The organism is Microbispora sp. NPDC049125 (assembly GCF_040802045.1).
In the GTDB taxonomy this organism is placed as follows: Bacteria; Actinomycetota; Actinomycetes; order Streptosporangiales; family Streptosporangiaceae; genus Microbispora.
Window position 1 is genome coordinate 42,550 of sequence record NZ_JBEZDW010000002.1, and the last position, 20,887, is coordinate 63,436.

A 20,887-nucleotide genomic window follows, 5' to 3' on the forward strand; every position below is an offset into this window, starting at 1 on the left:
TGGCCTTCCAGACCCTTCGGGCCCGCTGGGTGTCGTTCCTCGGCACCCTTGTGGCGCTGGTGTTCGGAGTCGCCCAAGTCGCGGCCATGGGCGTACTGCTGGTGACCATGTTCGATCTGCCTGACCGGCCCGCGGAACGGTTCGCCCAGGCCCCGGCGGTGGTGCAGCCCTCCGACTCGACGTGGAATTCCGCCCAGCACGACCTCGGCATCCGCTCGTTGGCGGAGGCCAAGGGTGTTTCCCCGGAACTGCGGCAGAAGGTCGCCGCCACCGGCGAGACCGTGGTGGATCGTTCCTTCTACGCTCAGCTCGAAGGCGGTCCCAAGGATCAGGTCGGGCACCCGTGGCCGGTGGCACGATTCGGCGGTTACGCATTGAAGGACGGCAAGCAGCCGTCGTCCGACAAGGAGATCGTCGTCGCTTCCGACCAGGCGCGTACCGGCGACAGGGTGACCGTCCTGACCGCCGCGGGCATCGCGCAGTACACAGTTAGCGGTACTGTCTCCCCGGTCGGCTGGGAGGACGCGGTCTTCTTCACCGACGCCGAAGCGGCCCGGCTGTCCCCGCGCATCGAAGCCCTGGTGGCACTCGGCCCGATCGGCAACGTGCGTGAGGCCGTCGGCAAGGACGCCGAGGTGCTCATCGGGCAGGATCGCCACAAGGCGGACGCCAGCGAAGAACGCGACCGCGAGACGCTGGACAACACCATCACACTGGTACCGGTGATGGCCAGCGTTGCGGGCACCACAGCCATCTTCGTCGTGGCCTCCACCTTCGCCTTCGCGGTGATTCAACGACGCCGCGAGATCGCCCTGCTCCGTACCGTCGGCGCCACACCCAAGCAGGTGCGCAAGATGGTGCGGAACGAGGCGCTGCTTGTCGGCATCCTCGCTTCGGCGGCCGGCACGGCACTCGGCCTGGTCGGTGCGCAACTGCTCGCCGACATGCTCATCGAGATGGGAATCTCACCCCCCTGGTTCGAGGTCGAACCCTCGCTGCACTGGACCGTGCTGGCGCCACTCGCCGGCGCCTTCCTGCTCGGTCTCCTGGTGGCGCTCGGCGGGGCGGCGGCCGCCGCAAGGCGGGCCGGGAACATCCCTCCCATCGAGGCGCTGCGCGAAGCGGCGGTCGACGACACCGGTATGACACCGAGCCGGCGACTGCTCGGCGCGGCCGGGCTGATCTGCGGTGCCGGGTGGACTGCCTGGATCGCCGTCGGCGACCCGGGCACCGTCCTGTCGCCCCACTCCTATGTCGTCTCGCTGATGATTCCGGTGCTGGCTGCCGCAGTGCTCGCACCGCTCGCCGCCGGACCGCTCACCAAGCTGCTGATATGGCCGTTCAGCCGCTCCGCGGGAGCCACCGCCATGCTGGTACGGGAGAGCGCGCTGACCTCGCGGCGTCGCGTCGCCGCCACCGCGGCGCCCATACTGCTCACCGTCGGACTGGCATTTTCACTGATTGCCGCCACCGACTCGCTGAGTGCCGCACGCGACAACGGACTGCAGGACCAGGTGAGGTCAGAGTACGCACTCGCCCCCGACGGCACCCCGGGGATCAGCCCGCAGGTGATCGACCGGGTCTCCCATATCAACGGAGTGCAGATCGCAGGCCCCCTTCTCACCACCGTCTACACCCCCGACGAAGGACGGCTGGAGGAAAACGACGGGCTCGTCGTGGACCCTGCCGCGCTGAAGCGGACGATGGAGCTGAAGGTAGTCGACGGATCCCTGGACGATCTGGACGACAACAGCATGGCCGTGGCCGATCTATGGGGCATGCACGTCGGCTCGACGCAGAAGGTTCTGATGGCCGACGGCCAGAAGGTCAACCTGCGCATCGCGGCGACCTACAAGGCGCTACCCGGCGAGGACGTCGCCTATCTGCCCCAGAGGTTCGCCACGACCGCCGCCTATGCCCGCGACGGGCTCGCGCGGCGCGCCTACATCTCGCTGGAACCCGGCATCGACCGGGCCGCAGCCATCGCGGCTATCCGCAAGGCGGTCGACGGAACCGGAACGAGCTTCATGACCAGGGATCAACTGGTCGCAACCGAGAGCGTGTACGCACGTCATCTCACCGAGGTGCGGCAACGCTCCACCGCCATGATCATCGTGCTGTTCTGCTTCATCGCGATCCTCAACACCCTGCTCATGGCGACCGCCGACCGGCGACGCGATCTGGCGGTGCTCCGGATGGCCGGGGCGACGCCGAAACAGGTCGTGCGGTTCTTCGTCGCCGAGTCACTGCTGGTGGCCGCCATCGGGCTGGCACTCGCGCTGGTGGCGACCGCGGTGAACCTCGCCGGCCTGTGGGCCGCGCAGCTCCAACTGTTCGGCACGACGCCCATCGTGGTGCCGTACGCAGTGGTCATCGGCGTCGCAGTTGTGTCCACGCTGCTCGCCGTGGTCGGGACCGTGCTGCCCGTCGGCGCGGCACTGCGTGCCAGGACGGTGCAACTCGTCGGCACCCGCGAATAGCCGAGCCGCACACGGAGCTCCGGTGGCTATGTCATGTCGTGGGTGAAGCGGAGACCGAAAGCCGTCTTCGGGATGCGTGATATGGAGAGACGCTAGCCTCGGGGGTCGATCCGGAGATCCAAGACCTGCAGTTTCGTGTTCGCGGCCTCATGAACCTCCGATGCCAGGGGATCGGCGGTCAACTCCCGCAGACGTGAGCGGACTGCGGCCGTATCTGGTGCTGCCTCACACGCGCGCTGCTGAACCGTTGGCTCGCAATCGTCAAGTCCCTCGACCATGACGGCTTCGGCTTCATGTGGCGCGCATCCCTGAAGCCCGTCCAGGAACGCTCCCCGGGCAAGTGAATGAAGCGTGCCTTCCCACGCGGCCATGAGATCGCTCGCGGCTTCACGGATCCCCAACCGGCCCAGGCCTCGCGCTGGAACCTCGGCAGCGCACCATTCCCCGGCGACGACTGATCGGTGCAACGCGGCCAGCAACACCGGCGCATCGCCCCGGTCACCGACCTCTGCTACCACACGCTCCCCCAACGCGACGAGTATGTCGTCGCCGCTGCCGATCCACGTGCGGGCGCGTGGCAGCGCGTCTGGCCCGAGGTGGTGGAGCGCCTGTGGGATACCCGGCAGCCACCCGGCCGCGTTGCGTAGGCCGAGGTCTTCGGCGAAGTCGAAGACGATGTGATCGCCGCGTCTACCCAGCTCCTCCAGCGCCCGCCGCCGCTCGGAGCCGCCGGCAGCGACAAGCCCGATCAGGCCTTCGTTGTCGATGGCAGCCATTTCGGGTCGTGTGTCGCGCCAGGGCGGTGCGGGTGAACGGGAGGCCTGGAGCTCGTCGATGATTCGCCGGACCCGTGGCTGGGACTGCGCGAACGTCGTCCACGGCTCCGTGTCGCCCCAGATGGCCTGTGCAAGCTGGGCATCGTCGCGGTTGGCGATGATGTCGTCAGCGAGCCCGTCCCAGATCGCGGGGAGCTTCATCGCACCGCTGAGGTCGATCACCTCCAGTGCCATGGGCCAGTGCGGCCCGTCGATCGCGTACCCGCGCAGCACGGCAGCCGCGTCGAGCCGACCGACCATCGGGAGCAGGGCAAGGACCTGCAAGGCAAGCTCAACCGGTTCGGCGTCCTCGCCGTCGTATGTGACCAGGTGCTGTTGGATCGGTGCCAGTGGCAGGTCGAGCCGGGCGACGAGACCGGCGAGATAGCTGTCACGTTGGTCAACTTGCCGGTCCCAGCGCGTGTCCGTGATCACGCACTCGTACACCGCGTCTGCGGCGCCGGGGGTGGTCGACGCGCGACGCGCTGCGGCACCGCGTCCCCGTTGGAGCTGACCGCGGAGGGAGGCCGGACTGTCATATTCGATCATTGACATGCAGTATTCCTGTGGTGGAGGCGCTGGGCGAGCGAATAGCGGCCGTGGCTAGGGTGCCCAGGGCCTGTCGGTCGTGTCTTCGAGGTGCGTGTGACGTCGATCGATCGCACCGCCTACCGACGTTCAAGCGGATGGCCTGTCCGCGAAGTCGAGAGTGCCGAAAGCGCGCGGCCAATGAAGGTCGGCGTGTCAATGCCGGTCAAAGGATCGGGCGGCACCGCCCGCCGGCGATCGGCGGGCGGTACGGCTGATTCATCAGGTGGCTGTGCAGGTCAGCGTGGGCGCCGCACCGGGGGTGCCGGAGCCGAGGAAGCCGAACGTGGTCGCGGCGCCGGCTCCGAGGGAGCCGTTGTAGCCGGCGTTGCGGGCCGTCACGGCTCCTGCGCTGCTCGTCACCGTCGCATTCCACGCGGAGCTGACCGTCTGACCTCCTGTGTACGTCCAGTTGACCGTCCAGCCGGAGATGGCGGCGGAACCGGCGGTGATGCGGACCTCGGCCTGGAAGCCGCCGCTCCACGAGGTCGTCACCCGGTACGTGGCCGAGCAGCCCTGGCCGGGACCCGGGGTTGGCGTGGGTGTCGGCGTGGGGGTGGCCGTGGGAGTGGGGGTCGAGGTTGGCGTGGGAGTGGGGGTGGGGGTGGAGCCCGTGAAGTTCACATCGCTGCAGAAGTAGTACGACTGGTCGGAGTGACTGGCCTGCCAGATGGTGAAGACGATGTGGTGGCCGGAGCGGCCGGGGGCGTTCACCTCGACTGGAGTCGTCGCGCCCGTGGGGACGCGGCCGGTCTGGCCGACCAGTTCCAGGTCCCTCCAGCGCAGAGGCTGGGTCTTGGGGTCGAAGCCCTGCCTGGTGGCGTACACGCGGATGTAGTCCGCGCCGTGAAGCGCCTGGTCGAGCAGGTTCAGCGTGAAGCGTGCGGGCTTGTCGACCGTCCGCCACGCGCCGACGGCGTCCAGGGAGTTGTAGCGGCCGCTGGAGGTGTGGCCGCCGCTGCACAGCGTGCCGTCGGGGATCGCGCCCTCATGGTTGCCTGCGACGCCTTCGCGGAACAGGCCGTTCCAGTTCCACATGGCGTTGGGGTCCGCCTGCCAGGCTTGCCAGCACATGGGGTCCAATGTGGCCATCTGCGGGTTCTGGAAGTCGCTTCCCCAACGCTGCCAGCAGCCGTAGTTGCGTGACGGAGGGTCGCTCACCGAGCCGTGTGCCGAAGCCGGCGCGACCAGTGCGGTGCCGAGAAGGAGTGCGGCAACGATGGCCGCGAGCGAACTTCGGATCAGAGTCCGGAGGGGAGCACTCACGGGATCTCCTTTTGAAGGGGGTTTCGGGGGCCTGCTTGGGGCGCCCACGGTCTCCTAACCCAAAGTCAAGAACAACGGTAATGTGCGGCTGGAGCGGGTGAACTGGGCATTCGCCCCGAGGGGGTTGAAAGGTTCAATCCACCCGCTGACCTCTGGGCGCCTCAATCGGCCACCCGTAAGAACCGCCGGAACGCGGACGCCCAACCGTCACCGGTCAGGATCGCGAGCACGGCCAGAACCCTGTTCGAGGCCAAGGGCTGGGCGCAGACCACGATCCGCGGCGTCGCACGTGAGGCGCGGGTCTCGGTGCCGACGGTGTACGCGGTGTACGCGGTGTACGAAAGCCAAGAAGGGCCTGGCCGTCGACTTCAGGCGGAAGATCAAGGATGAGGAGCGGCGGTCCGCTACCGCGGGGCTGGCTTTGGGGAGCGCAGCGGCACCGTACCGCCGGACAGTACGCGGATCCGTTTCAGCAGGGCGGCAACGAACGGCTCCGTCTCGAAGTCCCACGAGCCGCCGTCCCAGTAGTGGGAACGCTGCTGGAAGAACAGGCACGCCCGCAGCACGTCGATGTCGTCGGGCAACTCGCCAGTTTGCTCCCAATGCCCGTGCACCGGGAGCACCACCTGGGGCAGCCCTTCGGTTCCGCCGTGCAGGTCGTAGCCGTTGTACGTATGCGCGAACGTCACGAGCGCCGCGAACCCGGCCCGGTCGTCGGGCACGCGGACCAGCGTCGGCGCGGGATGAGCTCGCACTCGCACTTCCTTCGCGGTGACCTCGTGCCGCTCGGCGAACGCGTCAATGATCAGCCGGGTGTCCGGTCCGTCGGGTTCGAGCCAGAACTCGTACCGGCCGTGCATGTCCGGCACGGGAAACCGCATCTGCGGCTCGTCGAACTCCAGCAGGACTTCGAGTTCGGGCAGTCGAAGCGCATGCTGGTCGACGAGATGCTGCACCTGCGCGCGGATGACGGCGTGGAAGTACACCTGGATGCGGCGCAGGCTCTCGGCCGGCACCTCGATGCGCCGGGACGGCTCGAGCACGCCGAGGAGGTGCTTGTGATCGCCGCGCTGAGCAACATCGACGGGCCGCTCCCCAGCGGCGTTGCGCAGCCCCCGCCAGGCACCGAGCTCGACGAGCCGCTCGACGACCTCCGTAGCCGCACCTGCGTGCGCCGCCTGGTGCAACGGCGCGTACCACGACTTGCCGCCGGGCCGCGCCGAGTTCACCAGCCCAGGCTCCGCGTCGAGTACCTCGAACACGCCTGGCCAGTCGTACTGCCTGGCACAGTCGGCCAGCCGCTGTCGCGCCTCTGCCGTCCGCGCGTCCAGCGACGCAACCCGCGTCGTTCCGTCCCACGTCTGCCCGGCCATGGACGGCATCTTCCCGCAATTGCGACGCGGTCTGGCGACAGGAGCCCGTGGCGGTGGCTTCGATCGCGAGAACGAGAGCCAGACATTCGTCACTCCCGGCGCCGCTTCGAGTGCGCTGCCCACCCGTACATGGCCTCTACCAGCGGAAACTCTTACACCACACCCGTGGACGCAACCATGACGGGGCCTCGCTCGGGATGCTTCGATGGTCACCGCCTGCCCGACATGAACCCAGTCACTGTGCGCGATCAACGGAAGGTGACTGGTGTGACCGGCTGCGGGCCGACAACTCATCGCGCACCCGGTATCGGTAGCGCAGCGGTGACTCCCCCACCTCCCGTTTGAATGCGGTGCTGAACGCGCTCTCCGACGCGTAGCCCAGCTCGCCCGCCAGCGACCCGACGCGGACGTCACCGCCACGAAGAGCACGCTGCGCCAGCAGCATCCGCCAGCGGTTGAGATAGGTCAGCGGCGGTACGCCCGCCACGGTCCGGAAGCGTTCGGCGAACGACGTCCGCGACATCGCCGCGGCCTGCGCCAATTTCTCCAAGCCCCAATGCCTTCCGGGCTCGGCATGCATGAGGCTGAGGGCCGGACGCAGCCGTTCGTCGGCCAGCAGCCGTAGCCATCCCGAGGGCAGCTCGGCCTGGTCGACGTAGGCGCGCAGCACCTCGAGCAGCAGGAGCTGGCCGTACTGCCGGATCGCGAACGCCGACCCCATCCGGTTGCCGGTCACCTCGTCGAACAACCGGTCGAGACTGGCGCGCAGGTTGGCCGCGGCGGCAGCCGATGCCCGGACGTGCCCCACCGGGGGCAGTGCCTGCTGCAACAGCGCCCGGCCGGCCGGGTTGATGTCGACCGCGATACCGATGACGACGTCGTCGATATCGCGGTCGGCACCGACGAGACGAGTGAAGTTCTCCTCGGGTGTGATCTCCTGGCGCGGCCCGTCGCCGGTGCCGCCCTCGTGCTCCAGCCACGACCGATTGTTCAAAATGACGACGTCGCCCGGCTCCAGCTCGATCGGACCGTCGACGCCGTCGGCGGTCAGCCGGGTCCGGCCGCACACCATCGCGAGGAGCTTCAGCGGGTCCTCGATGGGGGAGCGCACCACCCAGGGGCCCCGCGCCGCGAAACCGCCTGACACCAGCCCGTGAACCTCGACGAGGTCGAACACTTCCGACAGATGATCGGCGACCATCTCCGTACTATCGCGCAAGAAATGTGGACTGACAACTATTCAGAGTTTGAACGGGCGGGCCCAGGCTAGATGGCATGACACATAAGCAGCACCCCATCGGATCCGGTTTCACCGCGGCATCGACGGCCGACGAGGTTCTCAAGGGCATCGATCTGTCCGGTGTGAACGTCATCGTCACCGCTGGTCACGTCGGGCTCGGCCTGGAAGCCACCCGCGCGCTCAGCAAGGCCGGCGCGTCCGTCACCGTCGGCTCGCGCAACCCGGACCGCGCCGCCCCCGCGGTGGCCGGAATCGAGCGCGTCCAGATCGGTCGGCTGGACCTCCTCGACCCGGCGTCGATCGATGCCTTCGCCGCCCGCTACCTCGACTCAGGGCGTCCGCTCCACATCCTGATCAACGCCGCCGGCATCATGGGCGGCCCGCTGGTCCGAGACGCGCGTGGCTACGAATCGCAGTTCGCGACCAACCATCTCGGCCATTTCCAGCTGACTCTGGCCCTGCTGCCCGCGCTGCGCGACGCCCACGGCGCCAGAGTCGTCAACGTGACGTCCGGTGCCCAGCGGATCTCCGACATCCGCTGGGACGACCCGCACTTCACCACCGGCTACGACGGCCACCTCGCCTACGCCCAGTCCAAGACCGCCAACGTGCTGTTCGCCGTCGAGCTGGACCGCCGATGGGCCGGCGACGGAATCCACGGATACGCCGTGCACCCCGGCATCGTCGTCGGCACCAACCTGGGAAACTCGATGCCCGAGGACCAAGCGCGGGCCTTCAACCTGGCCATGGGACTGATCGACGAGTCCGGCCGGCCGATCATCGACCCCGACCGTGAGAAGAAGACGCCGCAACAGGGGGCCGCCACCATCGTGTTCGCCGCAACCAGCCCGCTGCTCGCCGAGATCGGCGGTGTCTACCTGAAGAACAACGACATCTCACCGCTGGACGACGATCCGAAGCCCATCACCTTCGGCCCTGAAGCAATCACCTCGTCCAACGTCGTACCGCACGCCGTCGATCCCAAGTCGGCACAGCGCCTCTGGGAGCTGAGCGCCCAACTGCTCAAGGCGTAACCGGGTCCAGCCGAGGTGCCGGCGTCAGCTCCGTCATCGTGCGCTCAACGCCTCCGCGGCGGTGCCGGCGTCCAGAAGGATGCCCACCTACGCCAGCGCGATCCGGCACACCTCCTCCGCGTCGGCGGGCCGGCCGCCGGTGCGGCGGGCGGGGCCGAGCCGACCACCCTGTTTTGGTCGACGGCCGCTCGCCGGCCACGGGAATCAGCGTCGGCGTCGGCATCGAGGGAGTGGTCGCGTCGGGCAGGATGGCGGGGTGGCGGCGACCTTCGACTGGGTGGGCTTCGAGCGTGCGCTGACGGACGCACTGGTGCAGGCCGTTCGGTCGACCGCCGCCGATCACCCTGACGAGCGGTTCTACGCTGCTGTGCTGGACCGGATCTACCGTGAGGCCGACGGCCGGATCACGCTGCCCAACCTCGGGATGAACAGCGTGGAGGCGTTGGCTTCGTTTCCCGTCGAGGAGCAGGCAGATCTGAGGTGGAGCGCCGCCGACTGGGACCACTACGGCGACGGGTGGCTTCCCGAGGATCTGACCCGGGAGTGGGAGCGGGCGCTCACCGCGGAGGCCTGCCGGGGAACGACCCGCCAATGGGCATCGACGTTCCGCAGGTACCTGACGATGCTGGTCCGCGTGTGCAGGCGGGCCAGGACCTCCCTTCGGACGAGCGGGGTCACCGACCGGGACTTCGTCGTACTGCTTCTCGACGACGAACACTACGAGACGCTGGTGAAACGTGTCCTCACCAGGAGCGAGGTGACCCGGCACTTCCCCGAACTCGACGAGCGGGCGGTTGAGCTGACACGGGTCGCCGCGCTCCCGGAGGCCGAGCGGGTCGCGTACTACGTCTCCCGGCTGGAGGCGTTCAGTGGCCCTGTCAACAGCGAGGAGGCCGAGTCGGCGCTGCGTGCTCTCGGCCCGGCGGCGTTCCCTGCACTGATTCCCATGCTCGCCGTCGAGGACCGGGCGTGGAAGGCCGCCAAGCTGCTGGCCGACATCGGCCGACCCGATGATGACGTCGTCCGGGCACTGGACGCCGGGCTGACGCGGCACGAAGGGGCGGACCAGTCGTGGGTGGCCGCGGCGCTGTCTCGCCTCGGCCGGCTGGACCTGGTGCTCGACAAGGTCGACCGCCTCCCGGAGGAGGCCGTGGTCCGCGCAGTGGCCGCGCCGTACACCAGCTTCCGCAACCATGTGGTCGCCCCGCCGCGGCTGGACTACCGGCCCCTGGAGGACGTCATCGAGCGCTGGCCGACGTACGTTCCGGCGCTGGCGGAAGAGCTCAAGCCAGGGCGAGGCTACTGCGACATCACCGTCGACGAGGTGGACGAAGCGGTCCGCGGGCTGGCCTCGCAGTACGTCATCGTCCGCCGGCACGCGGCGAGCGTGCTCGGTGAGCGGAGTCTCGGTGCGGCTGTCGCACGGCGGGTCCTGCCGCTACTTTGCCGGACGGGCAGCCGGGACGCGGACGCGACAGTACGGCGGCTGGCGATCCTTTCCCTAGTTCGCCAGAGACGATCGTCTGATCAGACGCACCAACAGGCTGCGAGGCCTTGACCGAGATATGCGTCCGATGCCGGAGATTCCGTGCGCCCGGCGACGTGACCCCCGCGGCCGGGTCGCGGTCATGACGAGGCCGGTGTCGCCGCGCCGGACGTCAGAGCCGCCTGCACGATGCGGATCGCCTCGGTCGTGTCGATGCCGACGCTGGCGATCACGGCCGCGTAGTCGGCGGCGGCCCGGCGGGCCCGCTCCCGGCCCTCCTCTCCGGCGGACGACACGAACGAGCCCGCCCGCCCGCGCGTCTCGATCAGCCCCGCCTCCTCCAGCTCCCGGTAGGCCCGGCCGACCGTGTTGACGGCCAGGCCGAGGTCGGCCGCGAGGTGGCGGATGGTCGGCAGCCGGGCGCCCACGGCCAGCGTGCGGTCCTGGATCTGCCGGGCGAGCTGGGCCCGTAGCTGCTCGAACGGCGGCACCGGCGAGGCCGCGTCGATGACGATCATCCGACGCGCATAACTTGCCGGGCCACCGTCGCGCTCGACGGCGTCCTGGCTTGGAGCACGATGATCGCGCCCACGCCCAGGAGCAGGTAGGCGACCGCGGCGGCGCTCCACCAGCCGGGCGCGGTGCCGAACAACAGCACCATGGGCAGCGTCCACTGCACGCTCGGCGTGGTGAGCTCGCGAGCGTCCTCGACGCGCATGATGACGTCGGCGGTCAGCGACTCCTCGTCCTCCGCCACCACCGGACGCCGCAGCAGGTGGCGCAGTTGCATGGCGCTGATGGCCGTCCCGCCGAGCAGGCCGATCAGCAGGACGACGGCCAGCCGCCGCACGGTGGGGTCGGGAACGGCCAGGGCGCTCCCGGCCAGCACCATCGCACCGGCGAACGTGGCGGCCGCGAAGACGGCGTACGGCCGGCCGAGCACGGCTTGCCAGCCGGGCTGGATCAGATGGGCGGCCCTGCGCGACAGCGTCGCACCCGCCCGCTGATCGACGCGCCGCACCCACCAGTCGAGCAGCGACTGTGCCAGCAGCAGCCCGGCCACCAGCGCGGTCAGGGCAAGCAGCGGCAGCGGGCGATGCGGCTGAGAGCCGCCGAGGGCGGAAACGGCGGCGAGCGCGCTCGCGAGGATCAGCACGGTCAAAATGACCGCGGCGGCGATGCGGGCGCGTCTCCGGACCGCGAGCCGGCTGGCCAGCAGCGGGGTCGGGCGGGCGCCGGCCAGGTTGTGCTGGGCAAGCCACTCGCCCGCCGGTCGCAGATCGGCCGCACGGGCCGGCGGGCCGGCGTCCGGCAACGGTTCACGGGTCATGACGCCTCCTCTGTCACGGAGCCTTTGTCGCAATCTTTGTATCAACATGGTGCGTCATACATTGCGACAAAGTCAACGCTCCACCGGCGTTGGTGCAGAATGCTCCGCATGACCAAGACAGTGAACCTGCCTGGTGGTACTGCGCTGCCGTTGATCGGTTTTGGGACCTGGCAGCTGCGGTCCAAGGCGGCGTACGAGTCGGTGCGTGCGGCGCTTGAGATCGGTTACCGACATGTCGACACCGCGACTTTGTACCAGAACGAGTCGGACGTCGGCAGAGCCGTGAAGGACAGCGGCTTGGACCGGGATCAGGTCTTCGTCACCACCAAGCTCCGCCCGCAGGACGCGCGGCATGCCCGTCGCACCCTGGAGTCGAGTCTCCGGCTGCTCGACACCGGCTATGTGGATCTCTGGCTGATCCACTGGCCGACGGACCGGGACGAGCTCGTCCCGACGTGGCAGGAGATGTTGTCCGCCGAGGACGCCGGACTGGTCCGTAACGTCGGGGTCAGCAACTACAGCCCGGCACAGATCGACCTGCTGACCAAGGCCACCGGACGGCAGCCGGCGGTCAACCAGATTCCGTGGAGCCCGGCGCAGCACGACCCGGCCCTGCTGGAGGAGCACCGCCGCCGAGGGGTGGTCGTCGAGGGTTACAGCGGTCTCAAGAACACCGACCTGCGCAACCCGGTCCTCACCGAGATCGCCCAAAGGCACGGAGTCACTCCCGCCCAGGTCGTCCTCCGCTGGCATCTGGAACATGACATCGTGGTCTTGCCCAGGTCCTCCCGCCGGGAACGCGTCGCCACCAATTTCGACCTGCACGGCTTCGATCTCACAACCGAGGAGGTCGCCGCGATCGACGCCCTCACCCGGGCCGGCTGACCGAAGACGGCGGCGAACCTCGTGTGAAGACAATCCGCTGCGGGGCGCGGTGGACGCCGGGGCCGGGTTGCGGTCGTTAGCTCAGGCGCCGGCGTGAACGTGGGCGGCCCACAGGAAGACCAGAGCCGACCGGCCGCCCAGATTGCGGCATGGCCGGACGTTCCACCGGGAGCCGCCTACGCTGAGGCTGTGTCCGACGACAACGGAAGCCGGCCGGCCCGCGTCGAGGACGTGCACGAGCTGGCTTCGGCCATGCCGCACGTCACCGTCGAGTACGGGACCGGCGACAATCCGGTCTACCAAGTGGGCGGGAAGTCGTTCGTCTTCTTCCGCAACCCACGGCCGGACGCGGTCGACCCCGACACCGGGGAGCGCTATGCGGATGTGATCGTCTTCTGGGTCGACTCGGAGGCGGATAAGCAGGCACTGGTTCAGGACGAGACATCGCCGTTCTTCACCACCGCGCACTTCGACGGTCACCCGTCGGTGCTGCTGCGGGCCAGTCGGATCGGTGAGCTCACCCGGAGCGAGCTGGCCGAGGTGGTCCACGACGCGTGGCTGTCCCGCGCATCGTCGCGCAGAGCGGCAGCCTGGCTCCGCGCACGTCACCCGGCGTGAAACACCTCGCCTCCTTGTCCTGCCTGCGGGCGGCGTGAGGATCGCGGCGGAAGAAGACATGTTCGGTGGGACGCGCATGCGTGCTCCGGAGCGTGGATGAAGCGGTGACTCAGCGGGATCGGCGGCAGACCGCCTCGACGTTGTTGCCGTCGGGATCGCGTACGAAGGCGCCGTAGTAGTCCGGGTGGTACTGCTCGTGGGACTGACCGCACTTGCTTGTGAGTTCTGTGGATCCGTACCTAACCGAGTGCCGGCGGGTGCTCGGCTGGACGGCGTCCCCAGGCCGAGATCAGCGGCGCGAGTGTCAGGTCGAGCTCGCCCGCGTGGATGGCGGCCAAGTGCGCGTCGATCTCGGCGTCGTCGGCCAGGCCGGCCGCGAGCAGCTCGCCGCGCACGTGCCGGATGGTCGCCGCCTCCAGCCGGTCGCAGGCCGGCCCGCCGACCGGGAAAGAGCCCGCCGCGGCGACATCCACCAAGCCGGCCTCACGCAGTGCCCGCGGCAGTGTCCGGCCGTAGCGCAGGTCCGCGCCGCGGCGCTTCAGCAGCTCCCGGACCGCGTCGCGCAGCCGGTTGGCTCGCCGCTGCGCCGGGCCGCTGTCGTCCAGGCATGCAAGTGGCTGCAGAGCGGTGTCGGCGTCCTCGACCAGCAGCCAGCCGCCGGGCCGCAGCGCCGCCGCCATCGTGGCCAACGCCCGAGCCCGATCGGGTACATGGACCAGCACGAGCCGGGCGTGCACCAGATCGAACGTCCCCGGCTCCGGGGGCGGATCAGCGGCGACGTCGTGCCGGCGCACCTCGTACCCGCCGCCTGCCTCCAGCCACGACGGGTCGATGTCCGTGGCCAGCACGTGCCCGGTCGGACCGACGGCCGCCGCGAGCGCCTCCGGGATGCTGCGGCCGCCGGCCCCCACCTCCCAGCAGCGCGAGCCGGCCCTGACCCCCAGCCGATCGAAGTGCCCCCGCGTCACACCGTCGAACAGCTCGGCCAGCCAGACGAATCGCTCGCCCGCCTCGGCGCGCGCGTTGTCCAGCAGGTACCCGCGGGCGGGAGCGGGCTCTCCAGCGGGCGCGGTAGTCCCGCCCATCGGATCCGGTCGGCCCACGTGCGGCGGGCGGGGCGAGGAGGTCATCACCACATGGTCACCTCGCCGGACCACCAGCGCCACGACGACGGACGAGGGATATCTCACACAGCCGGCGAACCCCGCACGTCCTACGGCACGGTTCCGCACCGTGACGCGCCGGCAGGGGTACAGGTGTTCGGCATGGCCGGTTCCGCCGCCAGTTCTGCGGCGAGAAAGGCCGGCTCGGCATGGGCCACCATCGCGAGGCAACGCAGACCAGCGGCGGGGTAGCACGCCCCGGAGGGTTGCGGTCAGGGGGGCTTCAAGGATTCCTTCGGCTCCAAGTGGAAGCGGGCCAGGTCGGGCTCGGCCTGGTAGGCCGCCCGCAGGCTGGGTGGGGGTGTGCTGTACGCCGACAGCGGAAATGGGCGCGACTGCTGGAAAATTGGCCGACAGAGGTAATCGGCGGGCGCCTGGGGGGACTTCTGGGTGTGAACGATCCCCAAGAGCGCTTCACGGACCTCTACGACCGCCACTACCGGAGCGTGCTGGGCTACGCCCTGCTGCGGGCCGAGCGCGGCGTGGCCGAGGACGCGGCGAGCGAGACCTTCCTGGTCGCCTGGCGGCGCCTCGACGCCGTGCCCGAGCCCGCGCTGCCGTGGCTGCTGGGCGTGGCGCGCAACCTGCTGGCCAAGCAGCGCGACTCGCGCAACAGGAGCCAGGCGCTGGTGGACCGGATCGCGGCGCTGACGACCACCCGTGACCAGGTGAGCTGGGACATCGCTGAGTACGTCGTGGACAGACAGGCCGCGCTCGGCGCGCTGGCCTCGCTGCCCGAGCGAGACCTCGAGGCGATGGCCCTCGTCACCTGGCACGGCCTCAGCCCGGATGAGGCCGCCACCGTGATGGGCTGCTCGACCCGCACGTACAACGTGCGGCTCCATCGTGCGCGCAAACGCCTGGACACCGCGCTGCGCGTGGAACCGAGGGCCGCCCAGCCGTACCGGGGAAGCGTCCGCCGATCGCTGGAGGAGACCTGATGCCGAACCCGTCCCGTGGACCCGACAGGGAGCACCAATTGAACGACCGCCTGTTCGCCCACCTCAGACCGGAAGGGCTCGACGAGGTGGTGGAAGAGGCCTACGGGCGCCGCCGCTCGGCCGACCTCGCCCGCGCCTTCCGGACGCCTCCCGCCTCCCCTCGCCGCTTCGCACCCCCCAGGAGCCTGCCCATGTCCCGACGACTCTCCCTTCTCCTGGTCACCGGCACGGCCACCGCGGGGCTCGCCGCCGCCATCGTCGTCCCCGGCCTCGTCTCGGGCGCATCCGAGACGGGACGACCGGGCACGGGGGCCTTGGGCGCGGCGACCACACCCTCGCAGAGCCGGCCCGACCCGACGGCGGTGGCGGCCTCGCCGCTGGACGCGCGGTCCTTCCTGCTCGCCGCGGCCGAGACCGCCGCCCGCGAGCCCGCGACGACCGGCCGCTACTGGTACACGCGCACGCGCACCATCTCCGCGATCAGGGCCATCCCCGGTGCGTTCGAGGAGAAGGTGCAGCTCCTGCAGAAAGAATTGGAGGACAAGAAGACGGCGGCCGGCGGCGACGCCGCGGCGATCGCTGCCGCCGAGAAGGAGTTCGAGGACGAGGTCGGCCGGTTGAAGGGGAGGGCCGCCAAGAGCGCCGGCATGCCGTTCTCGGCGGCCACCTCCGACACGAGCGAGGTGTGGCGGGCCCGGGAGAAGGGAGGGATCAACCGAAACGTCACCCGCCCGGACGCCAAGGTGACCTTCGCCTCCCCCGAGGACGAGGCGAAGTGGAAGGCCATGGGCTCGCCCGACCTGGTCGAGGGCGCCCGGCCTCGCACGAACGAAGACCGCATGGACCGGGTCCTGTCCATCGACAACCCCGGTCTGACCATGAGGAACGTGTCCCTCCTGCCCACCGGGAAGGATGCGCTGAAGCGCCGGCTGCGGACCATGTACGAGCAGGGGCCGGCGTCCCAGGGGCCCAACAGGTCCACCTTCGCCGTCTACCTGTGGCAGACGGGCGCCGACCTGCTGACCGCGCCGGTCACCCCCGGCACGCGCGCCGCCCTGTTCCGCGTGCTGGCCGAGCAACCGGGCATCACGTCGAAGGGCCGATCCGCCGACGCCCTCGGCCGTACGGGGGTCGTCTTGAGCACGACCGCCCCCGGCGACGAGTCGACCCAGGGCGACGTCGAGTTCCGCATGATCATCGATGAGAGGACGGCCGAGTTGCTCCAGATCGAAGTGAGGGACCGGCGGCCGATCGCCCTGCTGAGCCAGGCCTTCGAGCAGACAGGGTGGGCCAACCGTCTCGGGGAGCGGCCCGCAGGCTGACCCCGACACAGGTAGCGGAAACCCCGGCATGGGCCGGGGGCTCGCTCAGCAGCACATCGCAAGGCACCTGTTCGAGGCAGGACTCCAGCAGCGGAGCGACCGCCGCAGGCGTCCTCATCGCCCGCGAAGCCGGAGCCGTCGTCACCGCCATCGACGGCAGCCCCACACCATGAACGCCCGAGTCGCTATCGCCTCAGCCCCCAAGATTCTCTTTGACGCTGCGGACGGGCTGGGTGATGGTGCGGCGGACCCATTCGGCGGGGAGGACCAGCTCAAGCCGCTCCCCGCTGATCTTCCACATCCCTTCCTTCGGAAACGCAGGCAGTGGTGGAGGCGTGACCGTTGTCCGTCGTCCCATAGGTATTTGGACCGGTAGCGGGCGCGTATTCCGGCACAGACCGGAGGGGATGCGAGGCGCTTTCCTTGGGTCATCGGCCCGACGGGGGCCGGGATCACCGAATTGAAGGACTGGATGAAATGCGTCGTCACATCGCCGCTCTCGCCCTCACCATCGCCGGTTTCGCCGGAATGGCGTCCCTGTCCGCTCCCGCCCAGGCGGCTTCGCCGATCACCGTGACCGTGAGCCTCGGCGGCCTGTCGGTCACCGGTACGACCGGATCCGACCTGATCACCCTGGCCGAGGGCACCGGCGGAGTCATCAAGGTGACCGGGGCGGGCGTCACCTCCAGCGACACCGACTGCCAGCCGATCTCAGGCGGGGTCAGCTGCAAGAACGCCAGCACGATCATGGTCAACATGCGCCAGGGCGACGACATCGTCAACAACGACACCGTCAACCGGTTCACCGAGATCTTCGGCTCGGCCGGCAACGACACCCTCTGGGGCGGCAGCGGCCGCGACGTCCTCGTGGGCGGCACCGGCAACGACTTCCTGAACGGCCGTGGCGGCAACGACACGACCGACGGCGGCGCCGACACCGACACGTGCACCGGCGAGACCGAGGAGAACTGCGAGTTCTGACCCACCGGCCTCGCGGAGGGAGGCCGGTGGCGGGCCGGGCGTCCGATGGGACGCCCGGCCTTCTCACATCCAGCCCACCGGCAGCACGGCCGCCGGTCGGTCGAAGGTGAGTCAGCTCTGACTGAGATCCGGATGTGGTTCTGGGGGCGACGTGACCGCGCGCAGCTCGGCGGCCACCTCGGCGATCAAGTCGGTCAATGAGGCGTCGCTGCCGGGCGCGACCCAGCGCGCGAACGCCACCCGGAAAACCGTGACGCCCGACTCGGTGGCCAGGGTGGCCGCGGTCTCGCCGACGCCCCTGGCGCGCAGGGCGGCGGAGACCGCTGCCGCCAGCGAGCCCATCTTGCGGAGCTCGCGCTCCTGCAACTCGGGGCTGCTGTCGATGACCGACTGGCGCACGCGAGCCAGGTCGAGACGGTCAGTGAAGATCTCGTCCGCCACTCGCCGGAAGGCGGCGACAACCGTCTCGAAAGGGGCGGCGTCCGTCTCGGCGACCGCCTTGATCAGGACCTCCTCCAGCAGTTTGCCGCCGCTGAAGAGGGCCTCGCGCTTGTCGCCGAAGAGCCGGTAGAACGTGCGTTTGTCGAGGCCGGCACGGGCCGCGATGTCGGTGACCGTGGTCTGTTCGAAGCCGCGCTTGTGGAACAGCTCCAAGGCGGCCGCCTCCAAGCGGCCGCGCGCGTCCGGTTGCCAGCGGGCCATGCCGACGATGCTATCCGATGTCACATGGCGACATATCGCTCGGCGAAAACGTGTCGCATGGTGACATCACGGGTGTACGGTGATGTCACAAGATGACATTGGTCCTTGGGAAGGAACCACGATGCAGGTATTCGTCACCGGCGCCTCCGGCCACCTCGGCTCCGCGGTCCTGCCGGAACTGCTCTCCGCCGGGCACCAGGTCGTCGGCCTCGCCCGCTCCGACGCGTCGGCCGCCGTGATCGAGAAGCTCGGCGCCCAGGTGCGCCGCGGCGACTTGTCCGACCTCGACGTGCTGCGCGAGGAGGCGGCCGCCTCCGACGGCGTGATCCACCTCGCGTTCCGCCACGACCTCATGCTGACCGGCGACATGGCCGGCGCCGCCGAGGCCGACCTGGTCGCCCTCAAAGCGCTTGCCGACGGTCTGGACGGCTCCGGCAAGCCGCTGGTCAGCACGAGCGGGACGGCCATGCTCGTGATGGGCGGCGTCGTCGGCCGCCCTGGCACCGAACGGGACGTGTTCTCAGGCGGCTACCGGATCGACGCGGAGAACTTCGTGGCCGACCTCGCCTCGCGCGGCGTGCGCTCCTCGATCGTCCGGCTTTCGCCCACGGTGCACAGCTCACTCGACCACCACGGCTTCATCACAGCCATCATTGCCGCCGCCCGGCGCAACGGGTACGCCGCATACGTCGGCGAGGGCGCCAACCGGTGGCCGGCCGTGCACACGCTCGACGCGGCCCACCTCTACCGGCTCGCCTTTGAGAAGGCACCGGCCGGCTCGCGCCTGCACGGGGTCGCCGACGAGGGCGTCCCGTTCGCCGATATCGCCGCCGCCATCGGCCGCAACCTGGGCATCCCGGTCCGGAGCATCAGCCCCGAGGAGGCGGGCGACTACTTCGGCTTCCTCGGGTCGTTCGCGCAGTTGGACAACCCGGCGTCGGCCGCGATCACCCGCGAACTGCTCGGCTGGACTCCGGCCCACCCCGGCCTGATCGCCGATCTGGACGAGGAGCACTACTTCCAGGCATGAACGACAAGCGGCGGCCCGGAACTTGTTCCCGGCCGCCGTTTCGGTCCATCGGGACTCGGGACGAGCCGAGTTGCTCGGCTGCACGAGTAGGTCACCGTGTGCACGACCCCCTGGCAATGACACATGGCTCAGGAGGGGCGGCCGAGTGCCCGTTCGTTATTGACGGCCTGCGCCACCGCATCCGCCGCGGCCTCTCCGGACCGCACCGCGCCATCGATGTAGCCATACCAGCGTGGCGAGGTTTCCGCTCCCGCCCAGTGGATGCGGCCCGTTGGAGCGCGCATCGCCGAGCCGAGTTGGGTCCACGCGCCTGGCGGGAACACCGCTGAGTAGGCGCCGCGGGTGAATGCTTCCTCGTTCCAGTTGCGCTCGACGAAGCTCATTGGCGTGGTGGCCGGTGGCCCGAACAGGCGGCCAAGTGCGTCAAGGACGGTGGTCCGGCGGTCTCCGGGGGAGCGGGTGGCGAGCTCTCGGGCGGGTGCGCCGTTGACGAAGGTGATCAGCACGCCGCGGCGGCCAGATCGGGGGCTGCTGTCCACGGTCATGGTGATCGGGCCGTGGAGGCTGAGGGACGCGCCGTTCAGGCCGGCCTGCCTCCAGAACGGTTCTGGGTAGCCGGAGACGTACTTGATCACACTGCCCATGGGGAGTCGTTGCAGCAGGTTGTCGCGCGACGCCGGAAGCGGTGGCTGGTAGGTGATCCGGGCGGCGAGCGGGGGAGGAACCGCGACCACCGCGTGCCGCGCCCGCCATGTGGTTCCGTCCTCGACGGTGACCGCGACACCGGAGTCGTTCTGCTCGATTCGGCGGACCGGTGCGTTCAGCCGGATCGCGCTGCCCAGCCGGTCGGCGAGCCTGATGGCCAGGCCGTATGCTCCGCCGTCCAACCAGTCTTGCTGCGCGCCTCCTTCGAAGTCGGTCACCGCCGCCAGGCCGCCGGCGGCCTTCACGTAGAACAGTGCGTGCAACAGCGACAGCTCGCTCGGTTCACAGGCCCAGATCGCCCGGCAGGCAAGGACGAGGAACCGTCGCCCGCCCCGGGTCTTCATCGTGCGGTTGATCCACGACTCCATGGTTCGCCCATCGAGCGCGGCTGCGTTCGGGCTGCGCCACGGGGCGTCGGCATCGACGCTGCGGGCGAGCCGGTCGAGGAGGAAGTGGGCACGCGCCACATCCGCGAGAGTCGCCGGGCCGAGTCTCGGCACCATGCCGCGAAACCGGCGCAGCCGTCCGGCCGAGGTCTCGAATACGCTCGCGCCTACAGTGTGCGCCGGGACTGTATCCACGCCGAACTCGTCGGCCAGCGCGTATATCCGGTCTTGGCCCGGTCCGATGAACTGGCCACCGAGGTCGACGATCTCGCCGCCGACCTCGATGCCGGCCGTGCGGCCACCGACCTGGTCGCAGGCCTCGACGAGAAGGACTTCAGCCCCGTGACGACGGAGGCGGTTCGCGCACACAAGGCCGGCCATACCGGCCCCGACCACGACGACGTCAACGTCGCGATGCTGGTGGGACATCTGATCTCCTGGGTGTGTCGGGCGTATCCGCGACATGCGCGAACACGCCGGCGCACCCACCAACCACCACGGCGCCGACTTCTGGGATTCACTTGTGTCCGCAGAGCATTCCC

The 20,887-nt window shown here is 69.6% G+C and carries 19 protein-coding genes; 10 read left to right on the forward strand and 9 right to left on the reverse strand.

Going from position 1 to position 20,887, the window contains the following annotated elements; genetic code table 11:
- Positions 1-29 precede the first annotated feature (29 nt).
- A complete protein-coding gene (locus tag AB0B72_RS02605; RefSeq protein ID WP_367736519.1) occupies positions 30-2,480 on the forward strand; it encodes an FtsX-like permease family protein in 2,451 nt (816 codons plus the stop codon).
- A 92-nt stretch (positions 2,481-2,572) separates the two neighbouring features.
- On the opposite strand, the gene AB0B72_RS02610 is transcribed toward AB0B72_RS02605, so the two are convergent.
- Complete coding sequence (locus tag AB0B72_RS02610) at positions 2,573-3,844, reverse strand: hypothetical protein (protein WP_367736520.1); 1,272 nt, start codon at positions 3,842-3,844, stop codon at positions 2,573-2,575.
- Between the two features lie 261 nt (positions 3,845-4,105).
- Positions 4,106-5,149, reverse strand: coding sequence for a lytic polysaccharide monooxygenase (locus tag AB0B72_RS02615; RefSeq protein WP_367736521.1), 1,044 nt, complete (start codon positions 5,147-5,149; stop codon positions 4,106-4,108).
- 219 nt (positions 5,150-5,368) lie between these two features.
- On the opposite strand from AB0B72_RS02615, the gene AB0B72_RS02620 reads away from it, so the two are divergent.
- A complete protein-coding gene (locus AB0B72_RS02620) occupies positions 5,369-5,539 on the forward strand; it encodes a TetR family transcriptional regulator (protein ID WP_367736831.1) in 171 nt (56 codons plus the stop codon).
- Positions 5,540-5,553: 14 nt separating this feature from the next.
- Here AB0B72_RS02620 and AB0B72_RS02625 read toward each other — a convergent pair whose 3' ends face one another.
- Together AB0B72_RS02625 and AB0B72_RS02630 are read right to left on the reverse strand one after the other, a co-directional pair.
- Positions 5,554-6,522 carry a hypothetical protein gene (locus AB0B72_RS02625; RefSeq protein ID WP_367736522.1) on the reverse strand — a complete coding sequence of 323 codons (969 nt, stop codon included), beginning with the start codon at positions 6,520-6,522 and terminating at the stop codon, positions 5,554-5,556.
- Positions 6,523-6,757: 235 nt separating this feature from the next.
- Positions 6,758-7,723: an AraC family transcriptional regulator gene (locus AB0B72_RS02630; protein WP_367736523.1), complete on the reverse strand. Its 966-nt coding sequence runs from the start codon at positions 7,721-7,723 to the stop codon at positions 6,758-6,760.
- 74 nt (positions 7,724-7,797) lie between these two features.
- Between AB0B72_RS02630 and AB0B72_RS02635 the strand changes: the two genes are divergently transcribed.
- On the forward strand, positions 7,798-8,796 hold the full coding sequence (locus AB0B72_RS02635; RefSeq protein WP_367736524.1) for an SDR family NAD(P)-dependent oxidoreductase: 999 nt from the start codon (positions 7,798-7,800) through the stop codon (positions 8,794-8,796).
- 256 nt (positions 8,797-9,052) lie between these two features.
- On the forward strand, positions 9,053-10,354 hold the full coding sequence (locus AB0B72_RS02640; RefSeq protein WP_367736525.1) for a DUF4303 domain-containing protein: 1,302 nt from the start codon (positions 9,053-9,055) through the stop codon (positions 10,352-10,354).
- A 68-nt stretch (positions 10,355-10,422) separates the two neighbouring features.
- Here AB0B72_RS02640 and AB0B72_RS02645 read toward each other — a convergent pair whose 3' ends face one another.
- Together AB0B72_RS02645 and AB0B72_RS02650 are read right to left on the reverse strand one after the other, a co-directional pair.
- Complete coding sequence (locus AB0B72_RS02645) at positions 10,423-10,800, reverse strand: GntR family transcriptional regulator (RefSeq protein WP_367736526.1); 378 nt, start codon at positions 10,798-10,800, stop codon at positions 10,423-10,425.
- Positions 10,797-11,612, reverse strand: a complete 816-nt coding sequence (locus AB0B72_RS02650) for a hypothetical protein (RefSeq protein ID WP_367736527.1) — start codon at positions 11,610-11,612, stop codon at positions 10,797-10,799. The genes AB0B72_RS02645 and AB0B72_RS02650 overlap by 4 nt, the downstream gene beginning before the upstream one ends.
- A 108-nt stretch (positions 11,613-11,720) precedes the next feature.
- Between AB0B72_RS02650 and AB0B72_RS02655 the strand changes: the two genes are divergently transcribed.
- Together AB0B72_RS02655 and AB0B72_RS02660 are read left to right on the forward strand one after the other, a co-directional pair.
- Positions 11,721-12,497 (forward strand): aldo/keto reductase, encoded by a 777-nt coding sequence (locus AB0B72_RS02655; protein WP_367736528.1) that lies wholly within the window; start codon positions 11,721-11,723, stop codon positions 12,495-12,497.
- A 189-nt stretch (positions 12,498-12,686) separates the two neighbouring features.
- Positions 12,687-13,115, forward strand: a complete 429-nt coding sequence (locus tag AB0B72_RS02660; RefSeq protein ID WP_367736529.1) for an MmcQ/YjbR family DNA-binding protein — start codon at positions 12,687-12,689, stop codon at positions 13,113-13,115.
- A 239-nt stretch (positions 13,116-13,354) separates the two neighbouring features.
- On the opposite strand, the gene AB0B72_RS02665 is transcribed toward AB0B72_RS02660, so the two are convergent.
- Positions 13,355-14,305: a methyltransferase domain-containing protein gene (locus AB0B72_RS02665; RefSeq protein WP_367736530.1), complete on the reverse strand. Its 951-nt coding sequence runs from the start codon at positions 14,303-14,305 to the stop codon at positions 13,355-13,357.
- 365 nt (positions 14,306-14,670) lie between these two features.
- Between AB0B72_RS02665 and AB0B72_RS02670 the strand changes: the two genes are divergently transcribed.
- From AB0B72_RS02670 to AB0B72_RS02680, 3 genes are all read left to right on the forward strand, one after another.
- Positions 14,671-15,219 carry an RNA polymerase sigma factor gene (locus AB0B72_RS02670; RefSeq protein WP_367736531.1) on the forward strand — a complete coding sequence of 183 codons (549 nt, stop codon included), beginning with the start codon at positions 14,671-14,673 and terminating at the stop codon, positions 15,217-15,219.
- Positions 15,220-15,257: 38 nt separating this feature from the next.
- On the forward strand, positions 15,258-16,541 hold the full coding sequence (locus tag AB0B72_RS02675; protein WP_367736532.1) for a hypothetical protein: 1,284 nt from the start codon (positions 15,258-15,260) through the stop codon (positions 16,539-16,541).
- A 477-nt stretch (positions 16,542-17,018) separates the two neighbouring features.
- Positions 17,019-17,522, forward strand: a complete 504-nt coding sequence (locus AB0B72_RS02680; RefSeq protein ID WP_367736533.1) for a hypothetical protein — start codon at positions 17,019-17,021, stop codon at positions 17,520-17,522.
- Between the two features lie 111 nt (positions 17,523-17,633).
- Here the strand turns inward: AB0B72_RS02680 and AB0B72_RS02685 are convergent, their stop codons facing one another.
- Positions 17,634-18,224: a TetR family transcriptional regulator gene (locus tag AB0B72_RS02685; RefSeq protein ID WP_367736534.1), complete on the reverse strand. Its 591-nt coding sequence runs from the start codon at positions 18,222-18,224 to the stop codon at positions 17,634-17,636.
- Between the two features lie 121 nt (positions 18,225-18,345).
- On the opposite strand from AB0B72_RS02685, the gene AB0B72_RS02690 reads away from it, so the two are divergent.
- The gene (locus tag AB0B72_RS02690; RefSeq protein WP_367736535.1) at positions 18,346-19,254 is read left to right on the forward strand and encodes an SDR family oxidoreductase; all 909 of its coding nucleotides are present in this window, start codon (positions 18,346-18,348) and stop codon (positions 19,252-19,254) included.
- 128 nt (positions 19,255-19,382) lie between these two features.
- Here the strand turns inward: AB0B72_RS02690 and AB0B72_RS02695 are convergent, their stop codons facing one another.
- A complete protein-coding gene (locus AB0B72_RS02695; RefSeq protein WP_367736536.1) occupies positions 19,383-20,774 on the reverse strand; it encodes a flavin monoamine oxidase family protein in 1,392 nt (463 codons plus the stop codon).
- Positions 20,775-20,887: the final 113 nt, after the last annotated feature.

Coding starts and splice junctions, on each gene's coding strand:
- AB0B72_RS02680 (WP_367736533.1), top strand. CDS start 17,019: ATGCGTCGTCACATCGCCGCTCTCGCCCTCACCATCGCCGGTTTCGCC.
- AB0B72_RS02625 (WP_367736522.1), bottom strand. CDS start 6,522: ATGGCCGGGCAGACGTGGGACGGAACGACGCGGGTTGCGTCGCTGGAC.
- AB0B72_RS02645 (WP_367736526.1), bottom strand. CDS start 10,800: ATGATCGTCATCGACGCGGCCTCGCCGGTGCCGCCGTTCGAGCAGCTA.
- AB0B72_RS02630 (WP_367736523.1), bottom strand. CDS start 7,723: ATGGTCGCCGATCATCTGTCGGAAGTGTTCGACCTCGTCGAGGTTCAC.
- AB0B72_RS02685 (WP_367736534.1), bottom strand. CDS start 18,224: ATGGCCCGCTGGCAACCGGACGCGCGCGGCCGCTTGGAGGCGGCCGCC.
- AB0B72_RS02635 (WP_367736524.1), top strand. CDS start 7,798: ATGACACATAAGCAGCACCCCATCGGATCCGGTTTCACCGCGGCATCG.
- AB0B72_RS02695 (WP_367736536.1), bottom strand. CDS start 20,774: ATGTCCCACCAGCATCGCGACGTTGACGTCGTCGTGGTCGGGGCCGGT.
- AB0B72_RS02610 (WP_367736520.1), bottom strand. CDS start 3,844: ATGATCGAATATGACAGTCCGGCCTCCCTCCGCGGTCAGCTCCAACGG.
- AB0B72_RS02655 (WP_367736528.1), top strand. CDS start 11,721: ATGACCAAGACAGTGAACCTGCCTGGTGGTACTGCGCTGCCGTTGATC.
- AB0B72_RS02650 (WP_367736527.1), bottom strand. CDS start 11,612: ATGACCCGTGAACCGTTGCCGGACGCCGGCCCGCCGGCCCGTGCGGCC.
- AB0B72_RS02690 (WP_367736535.1), top strand. CDS start 18,346: ATGCAGGTATTCGTCACCGGCGCCTCCGGCCACCTCGGCTCCGCGGTC.